General features: G+C 67.2%; 23 protein-coding genes. 7 read left to right on the forward strand and 16 right to left on the reverse strand.

Annotation, left to right across the window (positions count from 1 at the left end):
• Positions 1-12: 12 nt before the first annotated feature.
• From C4S71_RS11215 to C4S71_RS11225, 3 genes are read right to left on the reverse strand one after another with little or no spacing between them, the layout of a single operon-like run.
• Positions 13-690: an ABC transporter ATP-binding protein gene (locus C4S71_RS11215; RefSeq protein ID WP_103969193.1), complete on the reverse strand. Its 678-nt coding sequence runs from the start codon at positions 688-690 to the stop codon at positions 13-15.
• The gene (locus C4S71_RS11220) at positions 683-1,459 is read right to left on the reverse strand and encodes an ABC transporter permease (RefSeq protein ID WP_103969164.1); all 777 of its coding nucleotides are present in this window, start codon (positions 1,457-1,459) and stop codon (positions 683-685) included. The genes C4S71_RS11215 and C4S71_RS11220 overlap by 8 nt, the downstream gene beginning before the upstream one ends.
• Positions 1,456-2,442, reverse strand: a complete 987-nt coding sequence (locus tag C4S71_RS11225; RefSeq protein ID WP_200825280.1) for an ABC transporter substrate-binding protein — start codon at positions 2,440-2,442, stop codon at positions 1,456-1,458. Before C4S71_RS11225 ends, C4S71_RS11220 begins: the two co-directional genes overlap by 4 nt.
• A gap of 131 nt (positions 2,443-2,573) precedes the next feature.
• Here C4S71_RS11225 and C4S71_RS11230 point away from each other — a divergent pair, with 131 nt between their 5' ends.
• Together C4S71_RS11230 and C4S71_RS11235 are read left to right on the forward strand one after the other, a co-directional pair.
• Positions 2,574-3,242 (forward strand): rhodanese-like domain-containing protein, encoded by a 669-nt coding sequence (locus tag C4S71_RS11230; protein ID WP_103969165.1) that lies wholly within the window; start codon positions 2,574-2,576, stop codon positions 3,240-3,242.
• Complete coding sequence (locus C4S71_RS11235; RefSeq protein WP_103969166.1) at positions 3,209-3,889, forward strand: response regulator; 681 nt, start codon at positions 3,209-3,211, stop codon at positions 3,887-3,889. The genes C4S71_RS11230 and C4S71_RS11235 overlap by 34 nt, the downstream gene beginning before the upstream one ends.
• On the opposite strand, the gene C4S71_RS11240 is transcribed toward C4S71_RS11235, so the two are convergent.
• The 9 genes from C4S71_RS11240 to pqqA all read right to left on the reverse strand — a co-directional run bounded on the left by C4S71_RS11240 (position 3,871) and on the right by pqqA (position 14,272).
• Positions 3,871-6,465: a hybrid sensor histidine kinase/response regulator gene (locus C4S71_RS11240; protein ID WP_103969167.1), complete on the reverse strand. Its 2,595-nt coding sequence runs from the start codon at positions 6,463-6,465 to the stop codon at positions 3,871-3,873. The two genes, C4S71_RS11235 and C4S71_RS11240, sit on opposite strands and share 19 nt — an antisense overlap.
• A complete protein-coding gene (gene nosP, locus C4S71_RS11245; protein ID WP_103969168.1) occupies positions 6,452-7,639 on the reverse strand; it encodes a nitric oxide-sensing protein NosP in 1,188 nt (395 codons plus the stop codon). The genes C4S71_RS11240 and nosP overlap by 14 nt, the downstream gene beginning before the upstream one ends.
• 119 nt (positions 7,640-7,758) lie before the next feature.
• On the reverse strand, positions 7,759-9,498 hold the full coding sequence (locus C4S71_RS11250; protein ID WP_200825281.1) for a PAS domain-containing hybrid sensor histidine kinase/response regulator: 1,740 nt from the start codon (positions 9,496-9,498) through the stop codon (positions 7,759-7,761).
• Between the two features lie 22 nt (positions 9,499-9,520).
• Entirely contained in the window at positions 9,521-10,684 is a 1,164-nt protein-coding gene (gene ercA / locus C4S71_RS11255) for an alcohol dehydrogenase-like regulatory protein ErcA (RefSeq protein WP_086510128.1), read from the reverse strand.
• A 290-nt stretch (positions 10,685-10,974) separates the two neighbouring features.
• A complete protein-coding gene (gene pqqE / locus C4S71_RS11260; RefSeq protein WP_103969169.1) occupies positions 10,975-12,114 on the reverse strand; it encodes a pyrroloquinoline quinone biosynthesis protein PqqE in 1,140 nt (379 codons plus the stop codon).
• Positions 12,111-12,383 carry a pyrroloquinoline quinone biosynthesis peptide chaperone PqqD gene (gene pqqD, locus C4S71_RS11265; RefSeq protein WP_086510130.1) on the reverse strand — a complete coding sequence of 91 codons (273 nt, stop codon included), beginning with the start codon at positions 12,381-12,383 and terminating at the stop codon, positions 12,111-12,113. The genes pqqE and pqqD overlap by 4 nt, the downstream gene beginning before the upstream one ends.
• Positions 12,380-13,147, reverse strand: a complete 768-nt coding sequence (pqqC, locus tag C4S71_RS11270) for a pyrroloquinoline-quinone synthase PqqC (RefSeq protein ID WP_086510131.1) — start codon at positions 13,145-13,147, stop codon at positions 12,380-12,382. Before pqqC ends, pqqD begins: the two co-directional genes overlap by 4 nt.
• Positions 13,148-13,216: 69 nt before the next feature.
• Positions 13,217-14,146 carry a pyrroloquinoline quinone biosynthesis protein PqqB gene (gene pqqB, locus C4S71_RS11275; RefSeq protein ID WP_103969170.1) on the reverse strand — a complete coding sequence of 310 codons (930 nt, stop codon included), beginning with the start codon at positions 14,144-14,146 and terminating at the stop codon, positions 13,217-13,219.
• 54 nt (positions 14,147-14,200) lie between these two features.
• On the reverse strand, positions 14,201-14,272 hold the full coding sequence (pqqA, locus tag C4S71_RS11280) for a pyrroloquinoline quinone precursor peptide PqqA (protein ID WP_010627037.1): 72 nt from the start codon (positions 14,270-14,272) through the stop codon (positions 14,201-14,203).
• A 378-nt stretch (positions 14,273-14,650) separates the two neighbouring features.
• Here pqqA and C4S71_RS11285 point away from each other — a divergent pair, with 378 nt between their 5' ends.
• Complete coding sequence (locus C4S71_RS11285; RefSeq protein WP_103969171.1) at positions 14,651-15,901, forward strand: PQQ-dependent sugar dehydrogenase; 1,251 nt, start codon at positions 14,651-14,653, stop codon at positions 15,899-15,901.
• A 24-nt stretch (positions 15,902-15,925) separates the two neighbouring features.
• On the opposite strand, the gene C4S71_RS11290 is transcribed toward C4S71_RS11285, so the two are convergent.
• The 3 genes from C4S71_RS11290 to C4S71_RS11300 form a co-directional block, all read right to left on the reverse strand.
• A complete protein-coding gene (locus C4S71_RS11290; RefSeq protein ID WP_103969172.1) occupies positions 15,926-18,091 on the reverse strand; it encodes an ATP-binding protein in 2,166 nt (721 codons plus the stop codon).
• Between the two features lie 37 nt (positions 18,092-18,128).
• On the reverse strand, positions 18,129-18,530 hold the full coding sequence (locus C4S71_RS11295) for a putative pterin-binding protein (RefSeq protein ID WP_234239431.1): 402 nt from the start codon (positions 18,528-18,530) through the stop codon (positions 18,129-18,131).
• 234 nt (positions 18,531-18,764) lie between these two features.
• Positions 18,765-19,580: a DUF2189 domain-containing protein gene (locus C4S71_RS11300; protein WP_086510150.1), complete on the reverse strand. Its 816-nt coding sequence runs from the start codon at positions 19,578-19,580 to the stop codon at positions 18,765-18,767.
• Between the two features lie 361 nt (positions 19,581-19,941).
• On the opposite strand from C4S71_RS11300, the gene C4S71_RS11305 reads away from it, so the two are divergent.
• The 4 genes from C4S71_RS11305 to soxZ all read left to right on the forward strand — a co-directional run bounded on the left by C4S71_RS11305 (position 19,942) and on the right by soxZ (position 23,623).
• On the forward strand, positions 19,942-20,316 hold the full coding sequence (locus C4S71_RS11305) for a c-type cytochrome (protein WP_086510151.1): 375 nt from the start codon (positions 19,942-19,944) through the stop codon (positions 20,314-20,316).
• Between the two features lie 8 nt (positions 20,317-20,324).
• Positions 20,325-21,641: an NAD(P)/FAD-dependent oxidoreductase gene (locus C4S71_RS11310; RefSeq protein ID WP_086510152.1), complete on the forward strand. Its 1,317-nt coding sequence runs from the start codon at positions 20,325-20,327 to the stop codon at positions 21,639-21,641.
• Positions 21,642-21,753: 112 nt separating this feature from the next.
• Complete coding sequence (locus C4S71_RS11315; RefSeq protein WP_103969173.1) at positions 21,754-22,779, forward strand: YeeE/YedE family protein; 1,026 nt, start codon at positions 21,754-21,756, stop codon at positions 22,777-22,779.
• 16 nt (positions 22,780-22,795) lie between these two features.
• Positions 22,796-23,623 (forward strand): thiosulfate oxidation carrier complex protein SoxZ, encoded by an 828-nt coding sequence (gene soxZ / locus C4S71_RS11320; RefSeq protein WP_103969174.1) that lies wholly within the window; start codon positions 22,796-22,798, stop codon positions 23,621-23,623.
• Positions 23,624-23,707: 84 nt separating this feature from the next.
• Here soxZ and C4S71_RS11325 read toward each other — a convergent pair whose 3' ends face one another.
• Positions 23,708-24,136, reverse strand: a complete 429-nt coding sequence (locus C4S71_RS11325) for a universal stress protein (RefSeq protein ID WP_086510155.1) — start codon at positions 24,134-24,136, stop codon at positions 23,708-23,710.
• Between the last annotated feature and the right edge of the window lie 9 nt (positions 24,137-24,145).

The following is a 24,145-nucleotide window of genomic DNA, read 5'->3' on the forward strand; positions in this document are numbered from 1 at the left end:
GGCGAAGAGCGCCTAACTGTCGATAGAGAGGGGCTCTCCGTTCGCCTGGCCGGACGCCTGGCGCCCCAGCGCATCCAGGCGCCGGGCCAGCCCGGCGTGGGCCTCGGCATCGAGCCGGGCATCGTAGCGCAGGTGGGCGGGGCGCCCCGCCAGATACCAGATGCGATTGGCCAGCGCCTCGGCGTCACGCGCCTCGTGGGTCACGCAGATCATGGCCATGGCGGGAAACTGCTTCAGCAGCATGCGGATCAAGCCTTTCAGCTCGTCGGCGCGGTGCGGGTCCAGAGAGGCGAAGGGTTCGTCCAGCAGCAGCAGATCGGGGCGCATGGCCAGGCAGCGTGCCAGGGCGGCACGCCGGGCCATGCCCAGCGACAGCTGATCGGGGTAGCGGTCGGCGGCCTGCTCCAGCCCGACCCGGGCCAGCAGCGGCTTCACCTGGTCGCGGCCGACCCCGACCAGGCGCAGGTTGTCGCGCAGCGTGCGCCAGGGCAGCAGGCGATGCTCCTGAAACAGATAGCCGATGCGCAGCGTCGGCCGCGGCTGGCCCCGCTCCAGGCCGGCCAGGCGGTTGAGCAGTGTGGTCTTGCCGATGCCGGAGGGGCCGAGCAGACAGATATGGTCGCCCGGCGCCACCTTGAGGCTCATGGGCGCCAGGATGGCGTGGCCCGCCGGCACGTCGAACTCAGCCATGTTCGGCTCCGGCATGTTCGACTCCGGTACGGCGCCAGCGTGTGGCGCGGCGCTCCAGCGGCTGCAGCAGACCGAGCTCGATCAGCTGCACGATGGCGATGAACGCCAGGCTGTAGGCCAGCAGTCCGGCCACGTCGAAGACCTGGAACGCCAGATGCAGCTGGAAGCCGACGCCGTCGGAGCGCCCCAGCAGCTCGACCACCAGCACGATCTTCCAGATCAGCGCCAGCCCGCCGCGGGTCGCCGCCATCAGGTAGGGAAACAGCTGCGGCAGCCACACGTGCCACAGGCGCATGGGGGAAGAAAAACCGTAGACACGCGCCATCTGCTCCAGCCTCGGATCGAGACTGCGCGCCCCCTCGCGCAAGGTGACGGCGACGTTGGGTACCTTGTTGATGACCACTGCCAGGATCGCCGCGGCCTCCACCAGCCCGAACCAGACGTAGAGCAGGATGATCAGCACCAGCGCCGGCAGGTTGAGCAGCAGCACCAGCAGCGGGTCCAGCAGGGCATCGAGCCAGGCCAGGCGTCCCATGGCGATGCCGATCAGGCTGCCGAAGGCCATCGCCAGCAGGAAACTGAGCGCGACCCGCTGCAGGGTCACGGCCAGGTGGCGCTGCAGCTCGCCGCTGGCCGCCTCCCGTTGCAGGGTGTTGAGCACCGCCGCCGGCGAGGGCAGCAGGGAGGTGTCCAACTGCCAGGCCAGCACGCCCCACAGCCCCACCAGCAGCGGCAGGACCACCCAGCAGGCGAGCGCCGAGCGCCTCATGGCACGCCGCCCGGTTCGAGCACGAAGAGCCGGGCGGGCATCACCTCCTCCGCGGCACTGCCGGCCATGACCAGCAGCCGTTGCAGCGCCGCCACCCGTGCCTCGTCCAGCGGTTCGGGAATGCCCTGCAGGTAGCCTTGGCGCAGCGCGGTGAAGTGGGCGTCGTCGTTTACGCGCATCAGCGGGCGCAGCGCCTCCCAGTGGTCGGGGTCGTCGCGCAGTTGCCGTTTGGTGCGCGCCACGGCGCGGGCGAAGCCGGCCACCAATGCCTGATGGTCGTCGGCCCAAGAGTCATGGAAGACGTAGCCCAGAATGGGCAAGCCGGTGGGAATGTCCAGACTGGCCAGCAGCGAGTCCATGGGCAGCGCCACGTCGGCCTCACCGGCGGCGGTCAGCTCGGCAGCGAAGTGCCAGAAGGTCACCAGCACGTCGAACTGCCCGCGGCGAAAGGCCTGGCTCAGCAGCGGTGGCGCGCCGAACTGCACCTGCGCCTCACGCTCCAGTGCCATGCCTCGGGCCTGTGCCGCTCGGGTCAGCAGCACCCAGCCCTTGCTGTCGGGGCCACCGGCCACGCCGATGCGCTTGCCGCGCAGGTCCTCGATATCGTGAATGGACGCCCCGGGGGCGGCCAGCACGTCGCCCATCTGCGAGGAATAGGGTAGATAGCGGTAGGAGTGCCCCGCCACATGCCGCGCCTGGGCCCAGGTCAGATCGACCACGGCACCATCCACATCGCCGCTGGAGACGGCGATGCGCGAGGCCGGCAGATTGGCCACCAGGCGCACGTCGAGCACGAAGCCCTCGTCCCGGTCGAGGCCGTGGCGCTGCAGATGGTCCAACTCCCAGTGGGCGGTGCCGAACTGCAGCACGCTGAGGCGCAGCAGCGGCGGCTCGGCGCGCAGGCTGTCGGCGGCGACCAGCAGCGCGAGCAGCAGCGCAGCGCGGGCCAGCGGCAGGAACTTGGCAAGGCTCGGTGTCTTCATGTCTTCAGACTAAGGAGCTGCCTGTCGCGGCAGAATAGTACTTTCGTGCTTTACGCTTCGCGACAAAGGTGCAATTCCGGCTTACGACAAAAGAGAGTCCCATAGCGCTATGAGGCCACAGGAAGCACGGCATGAGGATAGCGAAGCGGATACTGGCCGCCCTGCTGCTGGCGGTACTTTGCCCGGCCACTTCCGGTGCTGCCGCCCCGGGCGAGGATCCGCTGCTGTTCTCGGAGCGGGGCTATCGCATCGACCGCTATCGCAGCCCCACTCCCGCCACCGCACCGGGCGCGGAGACGGTAGACACCGCGGCGGTGGTCGAGCTGCTCGGCGCCAGCCCCCCCGCGCTGGCCATCGACGTGATCAACCTCACCTTTCGCCATGGCCGCTTTCTGCAGAGCGAGCCGCACCGCTCCGTCCCGGGCGCGCTGTGGCTGCCCAATACCGGGCTCGGTCATCTCGACGACGACTGGTACTACAGCCGGCACGATTGGGTGGGCTACCTGCTCGACGAGGTCGGCGCGGCCAGCGGCGGCGACCCGCACCATCCCATCGTGGTGCTGTGCCGTTCGGATTGCTGGCTCTCCTGGAATGCGGTGAAGCGCCTGGCCGAGGCGGGTTACCAGCGTCTTTACTGGTATCGTGACGGTATCGACAGCTGGGAGGCGGACGGCCAGCCGCTGGAGAGCGCCGCCCCGCGCCCGCCGCCATTCGCCGCTACTGGGCGCCAGGCCCCACGACGTACGACTACAAGGATAACGACAAGATGCACGACCACGCCCCCAGCTACCGTATCCTGATCGCCGACGATCATCCGCTGTTTCGCGAGGCCATCGCCCGGGTGGTCGGCGACGGCTTTCCCGGCAGCGAGCTGCTGGAAACGGCGGACCTCGACGCCACCCTCGCCGTGACCGCCGACGAGGAGGACCTGGACCTGATCCTGCTCGACCTCAACATGCCCGGCATGAGCGGCCTCACCGGTCTGCTGCAGCTGCGCAACGAGGCGCCTACCATTCCGGTGGCGATCATCTCCGCCGAAGAGGACAAGAACGTCATGCTGCAGGCGGTCTCCTGCGGGGCGGTCGGCTTTCTGACCAAGTCCTCGCCCAAGGAGCAGTTGATCAAGGCCATCGCCCAGATACTGGAGGGCAACATCTACCTGCCCTCGGAGATCATGCGTGCCAGTGCCGCCCGGGCTCATGAGCCGAACGAGCGCAGCATCAGCGCCGAACAGCTCGAGACCCTGACCCGCAAGCAGATCCAGGTGCTCGAACGCATGACCCGCGGCGAATCCAACAAGATGATCGCCTACAACCTCAACATCGCCGAGACCACGGTCAAGGCCCACGTCTCGGCAATCCTGCGCAAGCTCGGCGTGAGCAACCGAGTCCAGGCGATTCTCTCGGCCAGCGACATCGACTTCAGCCGCTATCTGCGCAAGCCCTGATCCGCTTCCTCGACGAATTCGAGTGGAGTCTCCGCCAGCAGCTGCTGCAACGTGGTTCTCAAGCGCAGCGGCTTGACCGGCTTGTTGAGCAGCTGGAAGCCCAGCTCGCGCACCCGCTGGCGCAGCTCGCGACTGTGATCGGCGGTGATCACCAATACCGGCAGCGGCTCCTGACGTAGTTCGTTGATGCGCTCCGCCAGCGCCACCCCGCTGCGCTCGTGGTCGAGGTGATAGTCGACCACCAGGGCATCGGCCTCGCCGTCGGCCAGGTTCACCCGCGCGGCGAGACGCTCCTCACTCTCGGCGACCACCACCTGACAGCCCCAGCGTTCCAGCAGATGGCGCATGGCCAGGCAGATGGAAGGATCGTTGTCCACCACCCACAGCCGCCGTCCGGCGAGTTCGCGACCGGCCACGCAGCCTACGGGCTGACGCCGCTCGCCGGCCTCGACGCGCTGGGCGTAGGGCAGCGTCACACCGAACAGGGTGCCGTGCCCGACCCGCGACGCCACCCGCACCGGCTGCTGCAGCATGCGCGTGATCTTGTCGACGATGGAGAGACCGAGACCCAGGCCGCGATCCCGCGCGTTGGCCGCCGCCGGCAGACGCCGAAACTCCTGAAAGATCAGCTCGCGCTCCTCTTCGGCGATGCCGCAGCCGGTATCGAGTACCTGGATCTCGAGCCCCTCCCGGCGCCGCCGACAGCCCAGCAGCAGGCGGCCGCGAGGGGTATAGCGCACGGCGTTGCTGAGCAGGTTGCGGATCACCCGGGCGAGCAGCGAGATGTCGCTGCTGACCAGCGCCGACGACGGCACGTAGTGGAACTCCAGACCCTCGCTGGCGGCCACCTGGCGATACTCCCGCGCCAGGCCGTCGAGCAGGTCGCGAATGGCGAAGGGCGCGACCTCGGGAGTGATCACGCCGGCATCCAGCTTGGAGATGTCGACCAGGGTGCCGAGCAGCGCCTCCACGTCCTTCAGCGAATGGCCCACCTGCTGGATCAGCTCCTGATTGGCCGGCGACATCTCCTGCTCCACCAGGGCACCGACGAACAGCCGGGCCGCATTGAGCGGCTGCAACAGGTCATGGCTCACCGCTGCCAGGAACTTGGTCTTGGAGAGGTTGGCCGCCTCGGCCTCGGTCTTGGCCTCGCGCAGTTGGCCTTCGGCGGCCAGCCGCTCCTCGATCTCCTCGCGCAACTGGGCGTTGACCCGGGTCAGCTCCGCGGTACGCTCCCGCACTCGCTGCTCGAGGTTCTGATAGGCATGGTGCAGCGCCTCGGAGGTGCGCCGCTGCTCGGTGATGTCACGGATCAGCACGAAGAAGCCGATCACGCTGCCATCGCTGTCCCGGTGCGGCACGTAGGCCCGCAGCAGCACCCGGTGCTCGCCCTCGGCATTCTGCTCGGGCAGTTCGAAGCTGATGCGCTCCCCCGCCAGCACCCGCTGCAGGTAGGGCATCAGGCGCGCGCAATGCTCCGCCGAATGGAGGTCGCCGAGCGCCGAACCCAGCAGCAGGTCGTGGGGCCAGCCGTACCACTCCTCGTAGACCCGGTTGGTGAACACGTAGCGCAGCTCGCGATCCAGGTAGGCGATCATCGCCGGCACGTGGTCGGTGATGGTACGGATCCAGCGTTCCCGCTCGGCCAGCGCCTCGGCCTGGCGAATGCGCTCGGTGATGTCGGTGTAGGTCAGCACCTGACCGCCGCCCGGCATGGGGTGGCCGCGTACCTCCACCACGCGGCCGTCGCTGAGCCGGCGCTCGCAGGCGGCCAGCACGGCCTGCCCATCGGCGGGGTCGACCAGTTCGCTGGCGCGGCTCAGCTCGGTCAGCGCCAGCGGCAGCGTCAGCCCCGCGAGACCGGTGAGCTGAGAGAAGCGCTGGTTGTGCATCTCCAACTGGCCCTGAGGGGTGACCACGGCAACCCCCTGGGAGAGGCTGTCCAGGGTGGCCTGCAGCAGACGCGACTTCTGCGCCAGGGCATGCTCGCGCTCGGCGTGCTCATGGCGCTTGAGCTCGGTGATATCGACGTAGAGGAACACCCTGCCCCCGCCGCGAATCGGCCGCTGGTTGACCTGCACCCAGCGCCCGTCGTGAAGCTGATAGACGGTGCGCCCCTGGCGCTGCTTGAGCTGCTCGCTGACCACCAAGCCCGAGCTCAGCGCCAGCCGGCGCAGCTCCTCCAGGGTCATGCCGGCGTGTACCTCGATGCCTGCCGGCCGCCAGAACTCGGCGAAGCGGCTGTTGTAGTGACGAATGCGCTGGTCGGCACCGAACAGCACGAAGGCGTCGGTGATGCTCTCGATGGCATCGACCAGGTACTGGTTGGCCTGCTCGGCCCGCTCCCGCGCCTCGCCCAGCAGGCGGTTGCTGGCACGCAGCTCATGCAGGGTCTGGTTGAGCGCGCGGGTTCGCTCGCGCACCTGCTCGGCCAGCAGGGCGGCATGCTCGAAGGCGGCATAGGGCGCGGTACGCGGCAGGTTGCTCGACTCGACCCGCTCGATCAGCGCCGCATTGATGCGCTGAAGCTTGGCGACCTGGCGCTCCAGCTCGCGTTCGCGCTCAGTGGTCGCCACGGGAGCGTCCTATGTAGACCCCGCTGAAGGTCTGGTTGAGGTGCAGGCCGCTGTAGTGCTCGCCGTAGGTGTTGAAGCCGAGGATGCGGCGCTGGCGGTAGAACTCCCCGGCCGCCTGCTGCCGCCCCTCCTGCTCGAGCTCCAGGCGGCGCAGGAAGCAGTCGCAGCCGAGGATGCACTCCGCCGGCCCCAGGCGCCCTTCGATGTCGGCGATTTCGCGGTCGAGATCCGTCAGCAGATCGCTCGCCTGCATGGCCGTGAGCACGATGCCGGTCTCCACGGCGCAGTAGAAGCTCAGGCTGAGGTCGGGATTGACGCTCTGGATGGCGCGTACGTAGGTCTTGTCGTGGAGCCTCACGGCGAGCGGATGACGCGCGAACACCTCGGGGTTCAGTTCTTCCAGCGTACAGCCCACCAGTCGCGCGTACTCCAGAGCCGCCGGCTCGGCGTTGAGTTCCATCACCCGACGCTGCTCCTGATCGGCCGCCGTGACCACCAGCTTCTCGCCGCTGGGGCGCAGGTGGTGGGTCGAGAACACTTCGAAATCCAGCGCGGTGTTGACCATCAGCACCACGGCGGCGCGGTCATGGAAGGCGCCCTCGCCGTACACGTGCGTGCCGGTGAGGCGGTTGTCGTCGCCGGCGCTGCCGCCGAAGTGAGGAATCCCGGCCAGCACCGAGGTCAAGGTCAGCAGCACCTGCTCCTCGCAGGTCGAGAGCCCGTCGAGCAGGGTCATGGCGAAGGTGTGGCCCTTGAGCGGCGCCAGCCCCGAACGGGTACAGTGCTCCATCAGCCGGTCGGTGATGCGCTGGGCGTCGAGCAGAGTGAAACGGTCGAGATCGCGGATCAGCCGATAGTCGAGAGCAAAGGCCCGGCGGTCGAAGCCCACCGCCACGATGGAGCCTCGCGAGTAGCCGTCGCTGCCAAGTTCGCCCGCGGTGGTGCAGCCGCACAGCTTGACGCCCCCCAGATGCGCCTCCAGGGCCGTGGCCAGGGCCGGCAGGTCGTGCTCGGCGGAACAGAAGAACAGCACGCCCTCGAGGTCGGGATGCAGCAGCCGGCTGGCCAGGTACTGGGCCGCCAGCTCGGGGTCTCTGGCGAAGGAGTGCGCCACGCGCAGAGGCTCATCCGGCAAAGCCTGGTCACGGTAATGCGACTTCGCTAATGGCAACATGGCACTCCTCGAGCAAGGCAGGGATCCTGCTTTCAGTCTAGGGCTTGATGCAAAGCAGCAACATAGGACTTGAGTGCCGGAGCACGCTTACACGGCTACGACCAAGGTTGTAGCTTCGCTCATCCCTTCTCTTGGCGCACGATCAGTTGACTGAGCACGGCACGCAGCTTGCCGGGTCGCAGCGGCTTGTGCAGCAGCGGAATACCGCACTCCGCAAGGGTGCGGCGCCAGGCCTCGGAGCGGTCGGCGGTGATCACCACCGCCGGCAGCTGCGGCTGCCGCCAGTGCCGCCGCAGCTTCTCCACCAGCCGGTCGCCGGTCTCTCCGGCATCGAGATGCAGATCCACCAGCAGCACGTCGGGCGCCGCGAGCCGCTGCTCCAGCACTTCGTCGAAATCGTGGGCGGTGTCGCACCGCATGCCCCACTGCTCGAGCAGGGCCTGCATGCCCATCAGGATGCGGCTGTCGTTGTCCACCACCAGCATGCGCCGACCCGTCAGCGGGCTGTCCGGCTGAGCGGCGGCCGACGAGGCAGCCTGGGCAGGCGCCGGGCGGCAGATCGGCACCTGGACGGCAAAGCTCGAGCCCCGCCCAAGGGTGGAGGTCACCGACACCGCCAGCCCCAGCCGCTGGCAAATGCGCTCGACGATGGCCAGCCCGAGCCCCACCCCCTGCCGGTTACGCGCCCGCTCGGCGTTGAGCTGGTGATACTCCTCGAAGATCGCCCGCAGCTGATCCGGCGGAATGCCCGGCCCGCTGTCGTGCACCTCGATGGAAACGACGTCGCCGCGGCGCCGCACGCCCAGCAGTACGCTGCCGGCGTCGGTGTAGCGGCAGGCATTGGAGAGCAGGTTGCGCAACACCCGCCCCAGCAGGCGGTGGTCACTGTCGACGTACAGGCTGCTCTCCACGCAGCGAAAGCGCAGCGCCTTGCGCTGGGCACGCGGCGCATATTCGGCCACCAGGCCGCACAGCATCTGCGCGAGCGGAAAGCACTCGCGCTGCGGCTGGATGCGCTCCTGGTCGAGCCGGGCGATGTCGAGCAGGTCGGTGAGCAGCTCCTCGGCGCCCTCGAGGGAGAGATGGATGCTGTCGACCAGGCGCTGGGCGTCAGCGTCGAGGGCACGCTCGCGCAGAGTGGAAACCAGCAGCCGGGCCGCATTGAGCGGCTGCAGCAAGTCGTGGCTGGCTGCCGCCAGGTAGCGGTCCTTGCTGCGGTTGGCCTCCTGGGCCAGGTCACGGGCGGCGCGCAGCTGCTCCTCGATCAGGCGGCGTTCGGCCACCTCGCCGGCCAGATCGTCATTGAGCTGCTCGAGCCGCTGGGTGCGCTCGCGCACGCGAGCCTCGAGCCGCGCATTGAGCGCCAGCAGCTCCTGGCGCGCACGTTCGCGCTCGGTGATGTCGGCCACGAAACCCTCGACCAGGATCTCGCCGCCCCGGTCCGGCTTGCGCAGCAGGGTCAGGGCCACCGGTACCCGCCTGCCGTCGCAGCCGGCCAGCCAGGTGGTATGGCCTTGCAGGTGGCCCTGCCTGTGCAACAGGCGGGAGACCTCGTCGAATCCCTCGGCATCGGCGAACAGCGCTTCCAGCGACGTGCAGCGTGCCAGCGTGGCGGCCACGTCGGCATCGCCGAGCATGGCCGCCAGCGCCGGATTGGCGGCCAGCAGGCGTCCGCCCAGCGAGGCCTGGAAGATACCGTGCAGGGCGTTCTCGAACAGCCATTTGTAGCGGTTGCGCTCCGCCTCGAGCTCGGCCATGCGCGCCGTCAGCTCGGGGTAGTAGCTCTTGCGCGCCGACTGCTGACCCAAGCCCAGCAGCTGACTGACCGAATAGCCCTCGGGGTCGCCGGCCTTCTTCATCGGCTATCTGTCGCTTGGCGCGTCACATCGCCTCCTCGTACACCACCTGGACGTCGCGGGGGCTGGAGCGGCGCGGATTGGTCAGGATGCAGGGGTCCTCCAGTGCGTGGCGGGCCAGGAACGGCACGTCGCTGGTGTGGACACCGAGCCTGCCCAGGCTGCCCGTCAGGCCCACGGCCCGCTTCAGCTCGATCAGGTGATCGATCAGCCGCGCCTTGACCTGTGTGCTGTTCAACCCGCGACAGTCGATGCCCAGGGTCTCGGCAATGCGGGTGAAGCGCTCCGGCGCGGCCTCGAAGTTGTAGGCCACCACGTGCTCGAGCAGCAGTGAATTGCACAGCCCATGGGGCAGGTCGAGGAAGCCGCCGAGACTGTGCGACATGGCATGTACGGCGCCGAGTATGGCGTTGGAGAACGCCAGCCCCGCCTGCATGCTGCCGAGCATGACCTGGGAACGCAGCTCAAGGTCGTGGGGAGCCTGTACCAGCGCCACCAGATGCCCATTGATCAGGCGCATGGCCTCCAGGGCATGGGCATCGGTGAGCGGTCCGCTGCCGGTGGAGACGAAAGCCTCGATGGCATGCACCAGGGCATCGACGCCGGTGCACGCCGTGAGGAAGGGGCTCATGGTCAGGGTGACCTGGGGGTCGATCAGCGAGACGTCCGGTACCACCGACTTGCTGACGATGGAGAATTTCATGCGCCGCTGCTGGTCGGAGATGATCGCGAACTGGGAGATGTCCGCCGAGGTGCCCGCCGTGGTGGGCACGAAGATCAGCGGCGGGATGGGCACCCGCAGGGTGTCGACGCCTTCGAAGTCGATGATGTGGCCGTCGTGGGCGACGACGATGCCGATGCCCTTGGCGCAATCCATGGGGCTACCGCCGCCGATGGCGACGATGGCCTGGGCGCCCATCTCGCGGTAGGCCATGGCGCCCGCCATGACCTCCTCGGCCCTCGGGTTGGGCGAGACCGAGGTGAAGCGCTGGCTGAAGATGCCCTGCTCCGCCAGATCCGCCTCCACCTCCTCGACCCAGCCGGCCAACACCACGCCGGGGTCCGACACCAGCAGCACCCGCTCGGCGCCGAAGGTGCCCACGAAGTTGGCCACGGCGCGCCGAGCACCGTCGCCGAAGATGATCTCCGGAGCCACGAACTTGCGCAGCTCGTTGATATTGGATGCCATACCGGGTCTCCGCTTGGGAAACACTGCACAAATGCCTGCACGAGCGAATCACTGCGTTGCGCGGTGCGCGGAATCCTTACATATACCTCATATGCTCCGGTTCCTGTGCTCCGGGCGCCTTGTGCTTCACCTCGCTCGGCGATTTGTCCAGCGCTTCCCTTGACGCTGACCGGCAGAGGCGCGGCTGAGATCAGCGGTTTCTTGTTATGTCGTCGTCTCGCGCGGGCGCATTACCGTCATGGTACGAGCCGGCCTGCCCCAGCGCCCTTCGCCCTTGGTCGGGTATCTTCTCAGCCGCGCCAGAAGGTGCGCGAATGCCTTGCCTGCCTCGGCACCAGCGCCGCGATGTCGCCGGCCGACTCGGCGGCCTCGGCCACGGCCCGGTCGATCAGCTCGCGCCGGGGCGACTTGCGGCACACCGGGTCGGCGGCCGCCGGGTCGCCGGTGAGCAGGAACGCCTGACAGCGGCAGCCGCCGTGGTCCTGGTGACGCTCGCTGCAGCTGCCGCAGGGCTCGGGCATCCAGGCGTCACCGCGAAAGCGGTTGAACGCCTCACTGGCGTACCAGATCTCTTCGAGCGAGCCGTCGCGCACATGGGGAAAGGCCATGGGCAGCTCGCGGGCGCTGTGACACGGCAGCACGCTGCCGTCCGGCGCCACGGTGAGAAAGATCGCCCCCCAGCCGCCCATGCACGCCTTGGGGCGCTCGGCAAAGTAGTCGGGCACCACGAACAGCAGACGCATCTCCCGCCCGCGCTCGGCGAGACGCTCGCGCCAGCGCTGCGTCACCGCCTCGGCGCGCTCGACCTGGGCACGGCTCGGCAGCAGACCGGCGCGGTTGAGCTTGGCCCAGCCGTAGTACTGACAGCTGGCCAGCTCCACGGCGTCGGCCCCCAGTTCGTCGCACAGGGCGATCAGCCGGTCGGTGTCGTCGATGTTGTGCCGATGCAGCACCACGTTGAGCACCATGGGATAGCCGGCCGCCTTGACCGCCCTCGCCATGGCCAGCTTGGCGGCATGGGCCTTGGCCGAGCCCGCCACGGCGGCGGCCAGCTCGTCATCCGCGGCCTGCAGGCTGATCTGGATGTGATCCAGCCCCGCCTCGCGCAGCGCCTCGATCCGGGTACCGTCCAGTCCCACCCCGGAAGTGATCAGGTTGGTGTAGAAACCGAGCCGCCGCGCCTCGGCGACCAGCACCTCCAGATCGCGCCGCACCAACGGCTCGCCCCCGGAGAAACCGAGCTGCACGGCGCCCATGGCCCGCGCCTGGCGCAGCACGTCGATCCAGGCATCGGTGTCGAGTTCGTCACGGTAGCGGGCGAAGTCGAGCGGGTTGGAGCAGTAGGGGCACTGCAGCGGGCAACGATAGGTCAGCTCGGCCAGCAGCCACAGGGGCGGGTCGATCGCTTGCGGGGACGCGGCATGGCTCATGGGCCCGCCTCCAGCCAGCCCTGGCGCCCAGCCTCGGCGAGAAACGCCGCCACGTCGTCGGCGATCTCCGCGGCACCGGGGAACTGCGCCTCCAGCTCGGCCACAATGTCCTCCTCATGGCGCCGACCATCGACCAGCGCCAAGATGGCGCCGGCACTCTCGTTGAGCTGCACCATGCCCTCGGGGTAGAGCAGCACGTGACGCTGCTGAGCGGGCTCCCACTGCAGCCGCCAGCCGCGGCGCAGCGCCGGAGCCACCTCCGGGCTCATGCCAGCCCCCGATGGAACACGGCCCGCTCGGTCACGCTGTGGTAGGGCGGACGGCCGAGCTGATAGGCCAGGGTCATGGCGTCGAGCATGCTCCACAGCACGTCGAGCTTGAACTGCAGGATCTCCAGCGCTCGCTGCTGGGTTTCCACGGTGGTGCACACCGTGAGCGCCACCTCCAGGCCATGCTCGACGTCGCGGCGCGCCTCCTTCAGGCGCTTGCGGAAGTAGCCGTAGCCGGCCTCGTCGATCCAGGGGTAGTGGCCCGGCCAGGTATCGAGGCGACTCTGGTGCGCCAGGGGGGCGAACAGCTCGGTGAGCGAGGAGATCGCCCCCTCCTGCCAGCTCGCTCGGCGCACGAAATTGACGTAGGCATCCACCGCGAAGCGCACGCCGGGCAACACGTGCTGCTGCGACCACAGCTCGTCGCGGGTCAGGCCCACCGCTTCGCCCAGGGTCAGCCAGGCCTCGATGCCGCCGGCGTCTTCATCGCGTCCGTCATGGTCGAGCAGGCGCTGAATCCAGCGCCTCCGGGTGTCGGCATCCGGGCAGTTGGCCAGCAGCGCCGCGTCCTTCTGCGGGATCATCACCTGATAGTAGAAGCGGTTGGCCACCCAGCCACGGATCTGCTCCGGCGTGGCACGCCCTTCTGCCATGTCGATCTGATAAGGATGATGGATGTGGTAGTAGGCACCCTTGGCCATCAGGGCCTCACGAAAGGCCTCGGGCGAGAGTGCGGTGGTCGGCGATATTTGCACGGCGTTCATGGCGAGCCCCTCTTTGTTGTTTTGTTTTGTCTTGTCGTCGTCTGTGACGTGGGACGACACTTCTGGCGGCTACAGGATGAGCTGCATGCCGTCGTGGGCGACCTCGATGCTACGCCGGTTCAGCACGGCGCGCTCCGGGGAGGCCTCGTCCAGCACGGGATTGGTGTTGTTGATGTGAATCAGAATGCGCCGCGTCGTCTCCGGCAGCGCATCGAGCTCGGCGATCATGCCCGCTTCGCCGGCCAGCGCCAGATGCCCCATGTCGCGTCCGGTGGCATGGCCGATGCCGAGGCGTATCATCTCGTCGTCGTGCCACAGGGTGCCATCCACCAACACGCAGTCGGCCTGCTGCATCAGCTCCCGTGCCGCCTCGCTCGGCTCGCCCAGGCCCGGCCCGTAGAACAGCGCGCCGCCCGTCAACGTGTCGCGCAGCAGCAGCCCCAGATTGTCGCCGGTGGCCGGTGCGCCACGGCGCGGAGAATAAGGCGGCGCATTGGAGCTCAACGAGAGTGCGGTTATCTCGAGCCCGGGGCAGCTCGGCACCTGGAAGGTGCAGCGCTCACGCTCCCCTGCCAGCGGGATCTCGCGCCAGTTGAGCCCACCGTTCCAGTGGCGCAGCATGGGGAACAGCGGAAAGCCGCTGGAGAGGTCGTCATGCACGCTGGGCGTGCACCAGACGTCGAGCGGACACCCTTCACGCAACGACAGCAGCCCGCTCACGTGATCGATCTGGGCATCTACCAGCAGCACCTCGGCAATGCCGGTGTGGCGCAGGCCACGCCTGGGAAAGAGCGCCGGCGAGGCACCGAGCTGGGCGCGGATGTCTGGTGAGGCGTTGCACAGCAGCCAGCGCTCGCCGTCCATGCTCACCGCGATGGATGACTGGGTTCTCGCCACGAAGCCAGGTTGGCCGAGACGCACGTCGCGGCAGTTGCGACAGTTGCAGTTCCACTGCGGGAACCCACCGCCCGCCGCCGAGCCGAGTATCAGCACCTGCATGGCACTCTCCTGGAGCCGAAACACGGGACCTCTCGGCCCCGTGGCATCGATCGATCAGCGGTTGGCAATGTACAGGGTGACTTCGAAGCCGAGGCGCAGGTCACGAAAGCTGGGCTTGGTCCACATGGCGGTTCCTCCAGGGTTGTTGTCGTGTCGAGTGGCACCGCGCCGATGGGCGACGGCAACCTCAGTAAAGCACTGGTGAGGTCTCGCCAAGACGGTACTTTGGAGGGAGAAACGCCCCTTCATTGGGCCCGGTTCCCAACTTGAGGAGCCCGGTGGGTTTTCCTACGCTGGCTAGGGACCGGCGCTTCACGGCGTCGCTTCCCCTGGGGAAGCGCTGAACAAATTGGCGAGCGAGATGAAGCACAAGGCGCACGGAGCACAGGAACCGGAGCATATGGGGTATATGTGAGGATTCCGCGCACCGCGCAACGCAGTGATTCGTTCGCGCAGACATTTGTCAGTGTTTCTCTCTGTCTCGCCTGCAAGGAGCAATGCGACATGAGGCTATACGGATCCCCTTCCCATCCACGCTTTACGCGTACCCCGCTCGCCCTCGCCGTAACCGGCGGCATGGCATTCGCCGGACTCGCCCACGCCGACGTCCAGGTCACCAATGAAGAGGTGGCCTCCGGCGTGGAGAGCGAAGAAGCCACCCTGACCGTGACTCAGGTGGTGGGCGGTATCGAACACCCCTGGGCCGTCGCCTGGCTGCCAGACGAGCGGATGCTGATCACCGCGCGTCCGGGCCGCCTGTACCTAGTCGATGGCGACGAGGTGACCGAGGTCGGCAACCTGCCCAAGATCGATGCCGAAGAGGATCAGCAGACCGCTCCCGAAGGTGGCAACCAGGGCGGCCTGCTGGATGTCGTCGTGCATCCCGATTACGAGAACAACGGCTGGATCTACTTCACCTACTCCAGCCCCGGCGACGACGACTCGGTCATGGGCGACGACGAGTACGGCACCGGCACGGCGCTGGCCCGCGCCCGCCTGAGCGACGACGGCAGCGAGCTGACCGACCTCGAGACCATCTATGCCCAGGTGCCGCGCACCGCACCCGGCCGTCACTACGGTTCGCGTATCGTCTTTCCCGGCGACGGCAGCGTGATGTTCTCCATCGGCGACCGCGGCATTCGCTACCCCTCCCAGGATCTCACCGATCCGGGTGGCTCGATCATTCGCCTGCACGAGGACGGCGGCGCCTTCGAAGGCAATCCCTTCATCGAGGCGGAGCCGGGCAACCTGCGTCCCGAGATCTTCTCCTACGGCCACCGCAACAATCAGGGGCTGGCACTGCACCCCGAAACCGGCGAGCTGTGGGCCATCGACCATGGCCCTTCCGGTGGCGGCGAGCAGCTCTACGTCGCCGAGGCCGGCAGCAACCACGGCTGGCCTCAGGTCTCCTTCGGACGGGAATACGACACCGACGAGTTCATCGGTATCGGCGAGGTGGCGCCCGGCGTCAAGCCGCCGGTACACGTGTGGGAAGACACCCTGGCCCCCTCGGGGCTGACGTTCTACACCGGGGACGAGTTCCCGGGCTGGCAGGGCAACCTCTTCATCGGGGCGCTCTACGCCGAACGCCTCCATCGCGTGGTGCTGGATGGCGAAGCCATCGCCCATGAAGAGATCCTGCTGGAGAACGAGCTGGGTCGTATTCGCGACGTGCGCCAGGGCCCCGACGGTCTGCTCTACGTGCTTACCGACGAGAGCGACGGCGGGCTCTATCGCATCGAGCCCGAAGCCTGACGCCCGGTATCGAAAGACGCCGCATCAGTCTTGGCAGGCACTCAGCCAGCTCTCCAGCGCCTCTAGGGTGACGGGGATGCTGGCCTGCAGGACCCGAAGCTCGACGGCTGCCTCGTCATGCCGCTCATCGCGCGCGGCAAGTTCGAGGCGCCGTGCCGAGTCGGCAAGCCTGCGCCCGCCGAGACTGCCCGACTCCCCCTTGAGCCGGTGTGCACGCGCGGCAAGTGCCGCCAGATCCCCCTGCTCGAATGCCTGCTCCAGGCTCTCGGTATGCTGCTGCAATTGCTCGCGGTGCACCGCAAGCAAGGCGGCCAGCGCCTCCAGCCCCAGCGACTCGCGCAACTCCCTGAGTACCCCTTCATCCAGCATGTCGGCACTCGCGCGCTCTTCCACACCCTCGACCTGCTCCTTCCCGGACAGACCCTGGCGCAGCGCCGCTGCCAGCTCAGCGCGTCGCAGCGGCTTCGCGAGATAGCCGCTCATGCCGACCGTGAGGCAGCGCTCGCGCTCGGCTCCCGGCCCCCCTGCCGTCATCGCCACGATGGGCACTTCGGCAAGCCAGCCTTCCCTCGAGCGCAGGCGACGAGTCGTTTCCAGGCCGTCCATGCCGGGCATCTGCACGTCCATGAAGATCATGTCGAAGCGCTCACGGCCAGCCATTTCCAAGGCTTTTTCGCCGCTGTCTGCAACGCTGACCGTACAGCCGTGGCGTTCCAGCATCGCCACAGCCACCTGCTGGTTGACCGGGTTGTCTTCGACCAACAGCACCTTCCCGCCAGCAGCAGGTTCCAGAATCGGTTGGAACACCGGTGACTCAGGTTCGCTGGAAACCACCGTTTCCAGCGGCAGAACGACCCAGAAACGGCTGCCCTGGCCGGGGGCGCTGTCGACCCCGATTCTGCCGCCCATGGCTTCCGTCAGGCGACGGCAGATGGCGAGGCCCAGTCCGGTACCGCCGTAGCGCCTGGCGGTCGAGGCGTCTGCCTGTCGAAAGGGTTCGAAAAGCCAGTCCTGCTTCTCCGGCGCGACCCCGGGGCCCGTATCCCTCACGGCGAGCACCAGTTCCCCCTGTTCGCTCAGTGCCGCCTCGACGCAGACCTCACCGTGTTCGGTGAACTTGATGGCGTTGGAGAGCAGATTGAGCAGCACCTGGCGCAGCCGGGCCGGATCGCCCATCACGTGCTCAGGCAGCGCCGAGGACACCGCCGTCGTGAGCTTGAGCCCCTTGGCTTCGGCGTGCGGTCCGAACAGCCGGCAGGCCTCGCCGATCAGCGTGGTCAGGCGAATCGGGCGCCGTTCGAGCTCCAGCTTGCCCGATTCGATCTTGGAGAAGTCGAGTATGTCGTTGATCAGTTCCAGCAGCCGTGCGGCGCTGACATGCAGGGTGCGGGCGTACTCTCGCGATTTCGGATCGATCGGCTGGTCCATGAGCAGATCGCTCATGCCGATGACGCCGTTCAACGGCGTACGAATCTCATGGCTCACGGTGGCCAGAAACTCCGATTTGGCCTGACTGGCAGCCTCGGCACGATGCGCGGTGGCTTGCAGTTCGCGGCTCAGCGACTCCAGAGAACGCCGGGCCTCGGCATTGTCGCGCGCCTCCCGCACCAGAAACACCACCACCATCAGCGCCGCCAGACTCATGGCCATGATCAGCGCCAGCAACAGCGCATACAGCGTCTGCAGCGCCTCCCGGTCGCGGGTGGCCGCTTCGGCGAGGTGGCCATTGACGGCGATGATCAGCTGCTCGGTCAGTCCCCCGACCCGCTCCAGCCGGTCGGACAACACCCAGCGCTCTCCCTGCCCCAACTGGTCGATTTCGTCGAGCAGGCTGTCGATGTCGGTCATGAGCACGACGAGGTCCGGCAGCAGCCGCTTGGCCACCGGGATCTGCTGCAGCAACTGATTGACATCGCCACGCTGCAGCAGGTTTACCCGGCTGTAGATCAGCTCGAAGCGCAGCCGCAGGGCATCCAGCGAGCGGGCGCTGCCGACCTGCTGCACCAGATCGCTGCGCAGCTGGATGATGTCGCGATCGAGCTTGTAGGCATGCCAGGCGGCATCGCCGATGACGCTCTGATGCAACTCCTCCTGACGCCATGCCGCCAACCCTACGACTACCAAAGCGGCAGCGAAGAACAGCAAGGCCGCCACCGCCCCCAGCTTCAGTCGCAGCGGATAGCGCAACATGCTTCAGCGCCCCGTACTGAGGCTTCGCCGCGAGACCTCACTGCACATCGACGGTACCCACATGCCAGACGGAGCGATGGCGAATGGTTTCGTTGAGCAGTTCGGGGTGCTCATCGAAGGGGTAGAGCACCAGCACGGGCCCCAGGTCGCGCACCGCGATGGGCTCGCCGTCGCGCATGACGGCGAGAATCACATCGTAATCGTACAGGTCGGACCAGGGTATCTCGATCTCGTACTCGTTCAGCGACGTTACCCGGACCCGCTCGCCCTCAGCGCCAGCCGCTTCCAGCACGGCACGAAACAGCGGCCCCTCGAAGCGTCCGACGCCCTCCGTCCAGGGCGTGGCCGTCTCGATGACGTGGGGAGAAAGCGTCATCAGTTGGTCCAGGTCAAGCTGCAGCTCGCCGTCCACGTTCGAGTGTTCGATATTGCCCGTCACTCTGAGCAGCACCTCACCTTCGGGTGGCGGCAGCGTCGCAGCCTGCGCAGACAGCAAGGTGGAGGAAAGGAACAAAGCGGCTGCAGCCATTGCACAGCTTGGCCATGATCGAGGCATAGTGGACCGTCCGAGTCATTGGGATGGGCCAAGCGTACGCGAAACTGAAGAAAAGTTCAGGTAGGGAAAGCGTATTCTGGACAGGCAGGAGGCACCGGCCTCCTGCCTGTGGGCGGATCACGATTCCAGCTTCTCCACCGGCTCACAGCGAACCAGATCCTCATAGGCGTGCCAACTGGCATGCCCCAGTACCGGCAGGATCAGCGCCAGGCCGATGTAGAACGTCATCATGCCAATCAGTACGCTGCCGGTCAGGATGACTGCCCACAGCAGCATCGGCTTGAAGTTGCGCGCGACGGTGCGCACGCTCGCTTCGATGCCCTCCATGAAGGTCAGGTCCTGGTCCATCAGCGTCGGAATGGCGACCACACTGATGGAAAAAGCGCCGAAGGCCAGCACGGCTCCCGCCGCGGTGCCTACCGCGATCAGTCCGAGCCCTTCCGGGGTGGTCAGCAGCGAAGCGTAGAGCTCCGCCACGCCCGGCGCCTCGAAGCCGAAGAAGAGCGCAAAGAGCAGGGTCGCCAGGCGAATCCAGGCCAGGAAGAAGATCATCATCATCACGCCCATCATCGCCAGTTGCCCGGCATGGGGGCGCCAGGCGCCGAAAGCGTCGCCGAGGTGCGGCACGCGGCCCTCCTCGAGCGCCCGGCTGATCCCGTAGGAACCCACCGCGACCAGGGGGCCGATGAACATGAAGCCGGCCACCAGCGGCAGCAACCAATGCCACAGGTCGAGGACGATGGCCCCGGCCGTGACGGCGATACTCAGGCCGACCCAGAACATGCCGTAGGCAAGACTGACGGCCGTGGCCCGACGGAAATCCTCGAAACCCGCAGCCAGCCAGGCTCGCGGTCTGTCCATGCCAATGGGGTTGATGGTGATCTTGACGTTGGGTGCGGAGCTCTGCCCTGAGGATTTGGTCGCTGCATTCATTGTCGTACCCCGTTTGGTCGCCATGGTAGGGACTGGCAAGCGTCTTTCCGGCCGGGTGGTTCGGACGACGTCTTGTTGTCTTCGTAATTTCCACTCTAGTTGACCGCGCACAAGAGTGCCGAGCAAAGTTGTCAACGCTGCGCGCGAAACCGCATCGGTCCTTCCACGCTGCCGCGCCCGCCCGGGACGTCGTGGCGGTTGCTGGAATGCTTCAAGGTAATAACAACGGCCGATTGTTGTATATTCAGTCATAAGGGAATGCCGAAGTGTTCCTTCTGAGGGGCTGTCCTTGGCTTTAACATTCCGCTTAGCTTCCCTTACGGATATTCGAACAACAGACAACGCAATCAGGAGCCTGACGATGAAACGGTTCTTTCGCAGGGCGGCTGCACCGGTGCTGGGGGTGCTGCTGTTCGGGGGCATCGCCGCCAAGAGTCTCGCCGAACCCAGTTTCTCCTCCGAGCAGGTTGATCTCATGGCCGCCGCCTGCGCCAACTGCCATGGCACCGACGGTCGCCTGGTAGGCAGCGTGCCGGCCCTCGCCGGGCGGCCCGCCGAGGTTCTCGAGGCGCGGTTGCTCGCGTTCAAGCACGAGGAGCAGAGCGATACCACTATCATGGATCGTATCGCCAAGGGCTTCACCGACGAGGAGCTGGCCGCCCTGGCTGCCCATTTTGCCGCCATCGACCCAGACGGCGATGACGATTCGCAAGCAGAACAAGAACCGCAGGAGTGAGGCGCGCCATGACACAGCATTCCCAACGTTCCGGCATCAATCGTCGGCAACTGATCAAGGGCCTGGGTGCCGCCTCGCTGCTGCCCCTGGTAGGCGGCGTTACGCCCTTCGCCATCGGCGGACAGCACGCCGGTAAGGTCGTCGTCGTGGGCGGCGGCTTCGGTGGTGCTACGGCGGCCAAGTATCTCAAGCGAGCCAATCCGGCCATCGAGGTGATCCTGGTCGAGCCGGCCGAGACCTTCTACACCTGCCCATTCAGCAACCTGCACCTGGGCGGGCTGCGCAGCATGGATGAGATCGCCCACGGCTACGACGAGCTGCAGGATCGCTATGGGGTTCGCGTGATCCATGCCAGGGCCGAGGATGTCGATGCCGCCGCGCACAAGGTCACCCTCTCCACCGGCAGCGAGCTCGACTACGACCGGCTGGTACTCTCCCCGGGGATCGACATCCGCTGGAATGCCCTGGAGGGCTACGACGAAGCGGCTGCCGAGAAGGCGCCCCACGCCTGGAAGGCCGGCAGTCAGACGGAAAAGCTGCGCGCCCAGCTGGAAGCCATGGAGGATGGCGGCACCTTCGTCATGGTGGCCCCGGAGAACCCCTTCCGCTGCCCGCCCGGCCCCTACGAGCGCGCCAGCCTCGTGGCCAATTACCTGGCCCAGTACAAGCCCAAGTCCAAGGTGTTGATCCTCGACGCCAAGGACAACTTCTCCAAGCAGGGGCTGTTCATGGAGGGCTGGGAGCAGCTCTACGGCGACCGTATCGAGTGGGTGGGACTCTCCAACGACGGCCGTGTCACGCGGGTGGACGCCGAGCGCCTGGAGGTGGAAACCGAATTCGGCACCGTGCACAAGGCCGACGTGCTCAACGTCATCCCGCCACAGAAGGCCGGCTGGATCGCCGAACGTGCCGGCGTCACCGACGACTCCGGCTGGGTGCCGGTCAAGCCCGAGACCTTCGAATCGCAGCAGGTCGAGGACATCTACGTGATCGGCGATGCCACCGTCGCCGCGCCGATGCCCAAGTCAGGCTTCTGTGCCAATGCCCAGGCCAAGGTCGTGGCGGCCGCCATCGCCGCTTCGCTCGAGTCGCGCCCGGCCCCCGAGGCCTACTGGACCAATACCTGCTACAGCCTGGTGGGCCCCGAGTACGGTATCTCGGTGGCCGGGGTCTACCGCGTGGTGGACGGCGCGATTGCCGAAGTGGAAGGTTCCGGCGGCGTGAGCCCGACGGGCGCTCCCAGCGCTACGCGGGCGCTGGAAGCCCAGTATGCCGTCGGCTGGTACAACGCCATCTGCCAGGATACATGGGGCACTCAGACCTGAACTCCATCGCGGCAAGGCGCTATACTGCTCGGCCACCCAAGGTGGCGTCATCGAAGGGCCGCCCGCGGGCGGTCCTTTTCATTACATCGCATTTCTCGAGGAGCCGCGCACCATGAGTCATACCGAGCTGGTCGTTTGGGCGGGGTTGGCGATCGGCCTTGTCTTCGGCGCCGTCGGCCAGCTCTCCGGCTTCTGCCTGCTGCGCGGTGTGGTCAACGCCACGACGCAGGGCGATTCACGCAAGCTGCGGGCCTTCGCCGTGGCCATGGGCGTGGCCGTGCTGGGCAGCCAGGGCCTGGTCGCGACCGGGCTGGTCTCGCTCGACGCCTCGCTGTACGCGGTGGACAGGTTCTCCTGGCTGGCCGTGCCGCTGGGCGGCCTGCTCTTCGGTTACGGCATGGCCCTGGCCAACGGCTGCGGGGCCCGCGCCCTGGTGCTGCTCGCCAGCGGCAACCTGCGCAGCTTCGTGGTGCTGGTGTGTCTGGGTCTGGCAGCCTTCATGATGCTGTCGGGCGTGCTTGCCCCGCTGCGGCTGTGGCTCGAGGGCACTACCACGCTGCGCCTGCCCGCGGCCACCCTGCCGAACCTGATCGGCCTGCCGGGCTGGCTGCCGGCACTGCTGGTGGGTGGCGGCCTGTGCGCCTGGGCCTTCACCAGTCCGGCCTTTCGCCACACTCCGCGGGAGTGGGCCAGCGGCCTTGCCATCGGCGCCCTGGTGCCTGCCAGCTGGTACACCACCGGCGTGCTCGGCTTCGACGACTTCGAACCCGTGCGCCTGGCCAGTCTCACCTTCGTCGCGCCCATCGGCGAGTCGCTGCAGTACCTCATGCTCTCCACCGGCACCCGCCTGGGCTTCGGCGTCAGCGTGGTGGGCGGTGTCGTGCTGGGGGCGCTGGCCACGGCGCTGCTGCGGCGGGACTTCCGCCTGCATTCGTTCGACTCGCCGGCCCATATGCTGCGTAGCATGACGGGGGGCGCTCTCATGGGCATAGGCGGCGTGATGTCGCTGGGCTGCTCCATCGGCCAGGGCCTGTCGGGCTTCTCGACGCTGTCGCTCGCCTCGTTCCTCGCCGTGGCCGGCATCGTACTGGGTGCGCGTCTGGGAATTCGCGGGCCGTTGGCGCTGTCAAAGCATTGATCAACTGGAGGAGTCCATGCATCCGTTCCGTCAATCTCGTCACGACGCCTCTCGCCGCCGCCTGCTGCGCGGGCTGGCCCTGGCCTGCGCCGGCCTCGGTCTGGCCGGTCTGGCCATGCCCGGGTTCGCCAACGAGCCCTGGCAGCGCCTGGAAGCCGCTCAGAGCGTGCTGGGCGAGAGCGAGCCCCGCACCGAGGGGCTGACGCTCGACCTGCCGCACGTGTCCGAAGACGGCTCTGCCGTGCCGCTCACGGTCAGCTTCGACGGTGAACTCGCCGAGGGCGATTACATCGAGCGCATCGACCTGTTCGCCAACGGCAACCCCTACCCCGAGGTAGCCACCTTCCGCCTGACGCAGCTGAGCGCCAAGCCGGAGATCTCCACCCGGGTGCGTCTCAACGAGACCCAGCAGGTCATCGCCATCGCCACCAGCCACCAGGGCGAACGTTTCGCCACCTCGCGCGAGGTGCGCATCACCGTGAGCGGCTGTCTGATGCGTAACGGCAACGATGCCAACGACGCGCTCTCCAATCCGCGCGTCAGCGTTTCCTCGGGGCTGTCCGCCGGGGAACCTGCCGAGGTGCGCACGCTGATCAATCACCCCATGGAGACCGGGCTGCGCGAAGGGGATGACGGAGAAACCCTGCCCCGCCACATCGTCGAGCGCTTCAGCGTCTCCATCGATGGCGATGTGGTGTTCGAGGCCGACCTGCACCAGGCGGTTTCCGCCAACCCCTACCTGCGCTTCTTCCTCACTCCCGTGGAGAGTGGAGAGGCCGAGTTCACCTGGCAGGACGACACGGGCGAAACGGCCCGCCATGTGGCCGAGCTGGAGCTGTCCTGATACCGCTCGACGAGCACGCCTGAGCGCAGAAGCCCCGGCCAGTGGCCGGGGCTTCTGCGTTTCCATCATGACGACTCGACGCACTCAGCGCACGATCATCACCGACATCTTGGTGTGATGCACCACGTGCTCGGCGTTGGGGCCCAGCACGTAGTCGGCGAACTTGCGCTTGTTGTGCGACGCCATGACGATCAGATCGACCTCGAGCTTCTTGGCCGACTTGACGATCGCCTCCCAGGGCGAGCCGTCGACGATCACCGACTGCACCTTGATGTCGTCGGGCACGTGCTCGTCGATGAAACGATGCTGGGCCTGGGAAATCGCCTCGTGAGCCTTCTTGGCGAAATCGCGCGGGAAGTAGGAACCCACCAGCGGCATGTGGTAATCCGGCAACACCGTGACCACGTGCAGCGACGCGCCGAAGGTGCGGCACAGGGTCACCGCCGTGGGCAACGCCTTGGCCCACGACGACTCCTCGTTGAGATCCACAGCCAGCAGAATCTTGTCGTACATCTCTGCATC

Origin of the sequence: Billgrantia desiderata (genome assembly GCF_900108215.1) — a bacterium.
Classification (GTDB): Bacteria; Pseudomonadota; Gammaproteobacteria; order Pseudomonadales; family Halomonadaceae; genus Halomonas; species Halomonas desiderata.